The 5,894-nt window shown below is 24.0% G+C and carries 12 protein-coding genes and 2 pseudogenes (1 of these 14 cut by a window edge); 5 read left to right on the forward strand and 9 right to left on the reverse strand.

Going from position 1 to position 5,894, the window contains the following annotated elements; genetic code table 11:
- The 3 genes and pseudogenes from LUA84_RS04640 to LUA84_RS01520 all read left to right on the forward strand — a co-directional run.
- Positions 1 to 279: pseudogene (locus LUA84_RS04640) on the forward strand (KaiC domain-containing protein) (it extends 571 nt beyond the left edge of the window).
- Positions 280 to 752: 473 nt separating this feature from the next.
- The gene (locus LUA84_RS01515) at positions 753 to 1,103 is read left to right on the forward strand and encodes a sulfite exporter TauE/SafE family protein (protein ID WP_231434125.1); all 351 of its coding nucleotides are present in this window, start codon (positions 753 to 755) and stop codon (positions 1,101 to 1,103) included.
- A 184-nt stretch (positions 1,104 to 1,287) separates the two neighbouring features.
- Positions 1,288 to 1,443, forward strand: coding sequence for a hypothetical protein (locus tag LUA84_RS01520; protein WP_231434128.1), 156 nt, complete (start codon positions 1,288 to 1,290; stop codon positions 1,441 to 1,443).
- A gap of 327 nt (positions 1,444 to 1,770) precedes the next feature.
- Here LUA84_RS01520 and LUA84_RS01525 read toward each other — a convergent pair whose 3' ends face one another.
- From LUA84_RS01525 to LUA84_RS01565, 9 genes and pseudogenes are all read right to left on the reverse strand, one after another.
- The gene (locus LUA84_RS01525) at positions 1,771 to 2,154 is read right to left on the reverse strand and encodes a ribonuclease H family protein (RefSeq protein WP_308112654.1); all 384 of its coding nucleotides are present in this window, start codon (positions 2,152 to 2,154) and stop codon (positions 1,771 to 1,773) included.
- On the reverse strand, positions 2,151 to 2,333 hold the full coding sequence (locus tag LUA84_RS04125) for a ribonuclease H family protein (RefSeq protein ID WP_256443584.1): 183 nt from the start codon (positions 2,331 to 2,333) through the stop codon (positions 2,151 to 2,153). The genes LUA84_RS01525 and LUA84_RS04125 overlap by 4 nt, the downstream gene beginning before the upstream one ends.
- A 13-nt stretch (positions 2,334 to 2,346) precedes the next feature.
- A pseudogene (locus LUA84_RS04645) lies at positions 2,347 to 3,362 on the reverse strand (RNA-guided pseudouridylation complex pseudouridine synthase subunit Cbf5).
- 207 nt (positions 3,363 to 3,569) lie between these two features.
- Entirely contained in the window at positions 3,570 to 3,785 is a 216-nt protein-coding gene (locus LUA84_RS05155) for a S4 domain-containing protein (RefSeq protein ID WP_457913341.1), read from the reverse strand.
- Between the two features lie 15 nt (positions 3,786 to 3,800).
- Positions 3,801 to 4,022, reverse strand: a complete 222-nt coding sequence (locus tag LUA84_RS01545; protein ID WP_231434131.1) for a hypothetical protein — start codon at positions 4,020 to 4,022, stop codon at positions 3,801 to 3,803.
- Positions 3,989 to 4,135 carry a hypothetical protein gene (locus LUA84_RS01550; RefSeq protein ID WP_231434132.1) on the reverse strand — a complete coding sequence of 49 codons (147 nt, stop codon included), beginning with the start codon at positions 4,133 to 4,135 and terminating at the stop codon, positions 3,989 to 3,991. The genes LUA84_RS01545 and LUA84_RS01550 overlap by 34 nt, the downstream gene beginning before the upstream one ends.
- Before the next feature lie 41 nt (positions 4,136 to 4,176).
- The gene (gene rpsM / locus LUA84_RS01555) at positions 4,177 to 4,308 is read right to left on the reverse strand and encodes a 30S ribosomal protein S13 (RefSeq protein WP_231434133.1); all 132 of its coding nucleotides are present in this window, start codon (positions 4,306 to 4,308) and stop codon (positions 4,177 to 4,179) included.
- Complete coding sequence (gene rpsM, locus LUA84_RS01560; RefSeq protein ID WP_231434541.1) at positions 4,286 to 4,486, reverse strand: 30S ribosomal protein S13; 201 nt, start codon at positions 4,484 to 4,486, stop codon at positions 4,286 to 4,288. The genes rpsM (LUA84_RS01555) and rpsM (LUA84_RS01560) overlap by 23 nt, the downstream gene beginning before the upstream one ends.
- The gene (locus LUA84_RS01565; protein ID WP_231434135.1) at positions 4,487 to 4,651 is read right to left on the reverse strand and encodes a hypothetical protein; all 165 of its coding nucleotides are present in this window, start codon (positions 4,649 to 4,651) and stop codon (positions 4,487 to 4,489) included.
- Here LUA84_RS01565 and LUA84_RS01570 point away from each other — a divergent pair.
- Positions 4,639 to 4,911 carry an HAS-barrel domain-containing protein gene (locus LUA84_RS01570; protein ID WP_231434136.1) on the forward strand — a complete coding sequence of 91 codons (273 nt, stop codon included), beginning with the start codon at positions 4,639 to 4,641 and terminating at the stop codon, positions 4,909 to 4,911. The genes LUA84_RS01565 and LUA84_RS01570 overlap by 13 nt on opposite strands.
- 686 nt (positions 4,912 to 5,597) lie before the next feature.
- Complete coding sequence (locus tag LUA84_RS01575) at positions 5,598 to 5,792, forward strand: hypothetical protein (RefSeq protein WP_231434138.1); 195 nt, start codon at positions 5,598 to 5,600, stop codon at positions 5,790 to 5,792.
- The last annotated feature ends 102 nt before the right edge of the window (positions 5,793 to 5,894 follow it).

Consider the following 5,894-nt stretch of genomic DNA (forward strand, 5'->3'; position numbering starts at 1 on the left):
TTGGAGAATGGATTTAGATGAGATAGATGGAAAATTATATAGATCAATTATTGTATGGAAATGAGAGATACAAAACATAGTTTATTAAGACATCCAATGCAAATAAATGAAAATGGAATAAAAATTGAATGGGATAAATATATTAGAATAGGAATCAATAATGTAAAAATAGACAATATACCTCAAGAAATGATTGAAGAAATAAATAAAGCCATGCAAGAAGTTGAGAAATATTCAGAATATAAAAAGAGTAATGTTCAAGAATTTGAAGAAGAATAATTCAAAAAGGTTAAATATCTTTTTTGATTATCTGTTGATCTTATTATATTATAAGATTTGCAAAGAAATATATTCTTATACTAATAAGAAAATATATCAAATATGCAAGGTCTATATATTTTAAAGAATTTTATTTATACATGATATATAAATTTTTTAATCTAATGTTAATATGACTTTTGGTATTTTTGCAGGTATTGTAGGTTCTAGTAACAGGTCTGGGTGGCGGAGCGATTATTTCTCCAATTTTAACAATATTCCTAAATTATCCTTATATTTTATAATTGGAATATCTTTATTATCTACTATTTCTACATCTTTATCTTCATCTTTAACATATATAAAGAAAAAAATTACTAATGATAATAAAGCAATTAGTTTATTAACAGCTACAACTTTTGGTGCTATATTTGGATTTCTTTTAAATAACTATTTATATACACATAATTTATTTTTTATTGTATATATAATATTTGGATGTTGTATTATTATTATCTTCAACATTTTTGATAATAAAGAATTTAAAAGAGAAATATTATCCATCAAAGCCTGATGAATCTACATATTTCTTTAATTTATTTGGAAAATATGAAGAAAAAGGAAAAATAATACATTACAATGGAGAAANNNNGATTTATGGATGGATTGTTCCTGTTTTTGCAGGTTTTGTTTCTGCTTTATTAGGAATTGGTTCAGGGATATTAAAAGTTTTGGGAATGGATTTAATAATGAAGTTACCAATAAAAGTAAGTACTGCAACAAGTAATTTTATGATAGGAGGATCTGCTGATACATCTTCAATTTTATACCTCAAAGCTTGTTAAACTAGACTTTATTTTATTGCCTTTCCTTACTTTAGGGGTTTTAATTGGTTCAAGGATCGGAACTAGATTATTAATTAAAATAAANGATAACAAATAGAGATTCATTTTTATAACATTTATATCATATATAGGTGCAAGATTATTATTAGAAGGTTTGAATATTAATAATCTACTTTATTCGTTATTGGTTGATTTTTTAGTCTCTTTAATTTCATTTATATTATTAAAAAAGGTAAAATTTAAAGAAAAAGAAGAAGAAAAATTAAATTTTGAAAAATATATTAAAGAAGATGATGTTTTTATTAACAAAATGTATAAGTTTCAAAAAATTGACTCATAGTATTATTTATTCTAAATATATTAGCTATAATATATTATTTATTAACAGAAAATATCTTATTATCATATATTTATTATTTTATTTTGATTTCTGTACCATTTATAGAAGTTTTAATGGAACTAAAGAAATATCTTTATGAAAATAATATATTATATATAGCANTATCAACAATCATAATAATTAATTTAACATTAGGTATGTTTATTTTACCATTTTTAATTTTATAAATTATTATAATCTTTTAATAATGAAAATACTTTTATAAAAAGTTAAGTATACTTTTTTGATTTTCTCCTCTTATTTTTTTAATTGTAATTCCATGAGTCTCTAATATAATCTTTTAATATCTTCATAATTTTCTTTTATTGCTTTAATTGTTCTTTCGTCAGCCGGATATCCAGTTCCAAAATCAATATGTATTTTTTCTTTAATCTTATCAATTTCTTTAACTCTTATAACCTTTGCAATAATTGAAGCTGCAGATACTATAGGATAATTTTTGTCTGCTTTATTTTCTGCAATTATTTCAACATTTATTTTTAAATTATTTTTTATATATTCTATTACTTTTTTTGTATTAACCATTGGGGAATCAACTATAACTTTATCTGGTTTTATTTCTTCAATTATCTTTATCATATTTTCAAATTCTAAATAATTTAATCTATTTTTATATACATAATAATCTATTGTTTTTGGACCTATTATTATATATTTATATTTATCTGTAGCTTTATTATTTCATTATATATTTCTTCTCTTTGTTTTCTTGTTAATTCTTTAGAATCTCTAACACCTAAAAATATTAATAATTCAATTTTTTCTTCTTCAATACAATAACCAGCAATTACCATTGGTCCAATTACAGGCCCCCTTCCAGCTTCATCAATTCAAATATTAATTTCATTGTGTACTAGATTTTTTCCATACTCTTGCATATAAGCCTCTTTTTATAACAACCCTATCAATATCAACTGCAATACCTTTTTCAGAATTTAAAATTTTTTCAGAATACATTAATGCAGTTCCATATGCAACTATTTCCCCCTTTAATGTAAATATTGTTACTAAATATCCTTCTTTTATATTTGAGTATAATTTTAATATTCCTTTTACTGTTAGGTTTGCTCCATGTGCAATTGCATCTACTGCAGTATCTAATATCCAAATTGTAGTTGTATGATNTGCTGCAACTTCTGCTGAGTAGAAAGACTCTTCATTATATATTTTTCATTATTTTCATTTCTCCAAAACCATATTGGGACATTCTATATCTTGTAAAGTAGATAAAGGATATTTTTCAGAATCTTCTTTTAGTTCTCCAACCCTGATTCTTCTTAGATTGCTGCATATGTGCTTTTGTTCCTAAAGCTTTTCCTATATCATCTATTAATTTTCTTATATATACTCCAGCCTCTGTTGCAATTTGTAATAACCAATCCCTACCATCAATTTCTAATACTTTTATACAATAAACATTTTTTTCTCTAGGAACTTTTTTTACTGCACATTTTAATGCAGGTTTTTGAATAATCTTTCCTTGGAATTTATTTAGTACTTCATATACTTTATTTTCATCAATATCACTATGTATATGCATCCATGCTATATATTCTTTTCCAGCAGTTAGCAATAATTTTAATACTTTTGTTCCTCTTCCAATTCCTATTGGTAATACTCCAGTTACTTTTGGATCCAATGTACCTGAATGTCCAGCTTTTTTATTTAAAATATTTTTTATCCATCCAGAAACCTGATGTGATGTAGGGTCCTTTTGGTTTATCTAAATTAATAATTGAGAAATCTAACAATTCACCTATTGGTCTTTTCCATGGATCATAACCATATTTTTCATTTGTTTCTTCTTCTCTTTTAACAAGGATTTCATATTTTTCTTTTTCATATGGTAATTTACATATATTCTACCATAAGATTTTGATAATAAAAACTCATATATATACAACTGTGAATTTTTATGTATTTATTAATAAATTTTTCTATTTATTACTAATGGATTGTCATATTATTTTATGATATGGATGTATTTTTGTATTAAAAATATAATATACGAGCTTTTAGATATAAATAAAAGGCAGTAGAAATGATAAATTTTGAAGAATAAAAAATTATTGTGAAGATTGATTAACTTCTTGTGTGGTTTCTTCTTTATTTTCTTCCTTACTTATATTTTGACCTAATAGTTTTTCTTTATTTATATTTGAATAAGGATTATAACCTATTTTATCTTCTTCATCAACTTTTACTAAATAACCTGGGGAAGATATTACTTTATCACCTATAACAATATGTCTATGTACAATTAATTGTCTTGCCTGTTTTATTGTTTTTGCTAAACCCTATCTAAATACAATTGTTTCTAATCTTCTTTCCAATATTTCTCTTACTGTTATATTTAAAGCTTCGCTTATATCAGAATTTTTATTTAATAATCCCAATTTAATTAATCTATTCTTTAATTTTTCTTCTTCTTTTGATACATCTACTCCAGCAGCATTTTTAGCATTTAGATATCTAACATAGAATCTTATTCTTCTAGCGATTGTAAAAGCTTTGTCCATATTTCTCTTTTATTTTTTAATCCATATTGTTTTAATAATTGCCTTTCTTCTTCTATTCTATCCTTTTGCCATAGATGTCCTGGACTTTCCCAAGTTTTTCTATTTCTCCACATTTTATTCTTTATTTTCAGATTTTTGCTGGGCCCTTAATTCTTTACTTTTTACTACACCAAAAGTAGAACTCTTTTCTATGATGTGATCTTGTTTTTTGTCCTCTAACAGGTAATCTATAAGTATGTCTCATTCCTTTCCATGTTTTTAATTCAATTTCTCTCTTTATATCCATTTTTACTTTGAATTTCCCAATCAGGTCCTACTAAATGTTTATCCTGACCATCTTTAGGATCTCTTCTCCTATTTAGTATCCAGTAAGGTATACCATAATTTTGTGGTCTTTTTAAACAATCTTCTAATTTTTCTAATTCTTCATCTGTTAAAGATCCTAAAGCTTGCCATTTATTTATCTATAATACACTACATGCAGCAATAGCAAATCTCCAGTTTACACCAGGTATTTTTCTTAATTCTAAAATTATAGGTTTATGTCCATCTAATTCTACTCCTACAATACGTATAACATCCTTTAGTGTACTTCCTTCAGGTATTATTACTTTAAGTGCACCAGGCATTAAAATATTTAGATAAAAAATGTTTAAAAGTATATTATAAATATACATCTATGAAAGTTGGATATGTTATAAAAGAGGCAACATCTGAATATTTTTATTTTGTTGTTGATCCAAAGGAAAGATATTCGGTAGGTATTGGAAGTATAGTTAAAGTAAAAATAGGTGATTTCTTTTATTTTGGAATAATTGAAGATTTAAAATCTGAAGCTATTGAAGAAGAAAGATTATTTGATTATGACGGCAATAGAATTATTATATGAACAAATGAAAAAATTGCAATATTTAATAATTGGTAAGGCAATATTTATTGGAGTAATAAAAAATGGAAAAATATTACAAGAAAAACCAAAAACACCTCCAGTTCCTGGGGATGAAGTATATTTACCAGAAGAAGAAGAAGTAAGTAAAATATATTCATTTGAAGAAAAAGAATTATCAATACCTTTGGGAAAAATAAATTTACAAAATAAAGAATTTATTGTANNNNTGACATATAAAGAATTTAATTATAAGACATACAGGTATATTTGGAATAACAGGTTCTGGAAAAAGTACAACAGTTGCTCATATAGTAAATGGAATTATCAAAAAAGAATATACCAATATTGTTATTTGATATTCATAGAGATTATATTTTATCATTTGAAAATTCTATAATAATAACATTTGGTAAAAAAGAAAAAGAATTTATTGAAAAATTAGTAAGCGAAAGAAATAAGAAAAATGTAATAGTATATAATGCAAAATTACAATTATATTATTGAAAAGATTATATGGAAAGTTTTTTGGGAATATCTGGAAAACAGGCTCCTCATGTATATTCTTTATTATATAGAATTTTATCATTAGAAGAAGGAAAAGCACCGANATTTATGGATAAATTATTAGAAATGGTAAATAAACAGAGATCCCCGTCAAGTATTTGAAAAATATAAAAATAGAGAAGATGTCAATAAGATCTCTACAATCAAGATTATTAAGGATAAAAGATTGGATGTTGTTTCCAAAAAATGTAGATGATATGGGTGAAAATGTAGATGAATTATTTAATAAATTGCTAGAAGATATTAGAAACTTTAATATTTCAGATTATAATATAGTTAAAGAAGAAAATGTAGGAAATATATTTAGAAGAATCTAAAAAATTTATTCCAAGGGTAATTATATTTGATTTATATCCATTATCAATAGAAGAACAGAGAATATTAATAGATATATTATTAGAAAGTGTTTATGAAAAATA

The sequence above is a fragment of the Candidatus Nanopusillus massiliensis genome (genome assembly GCF_920984865.1).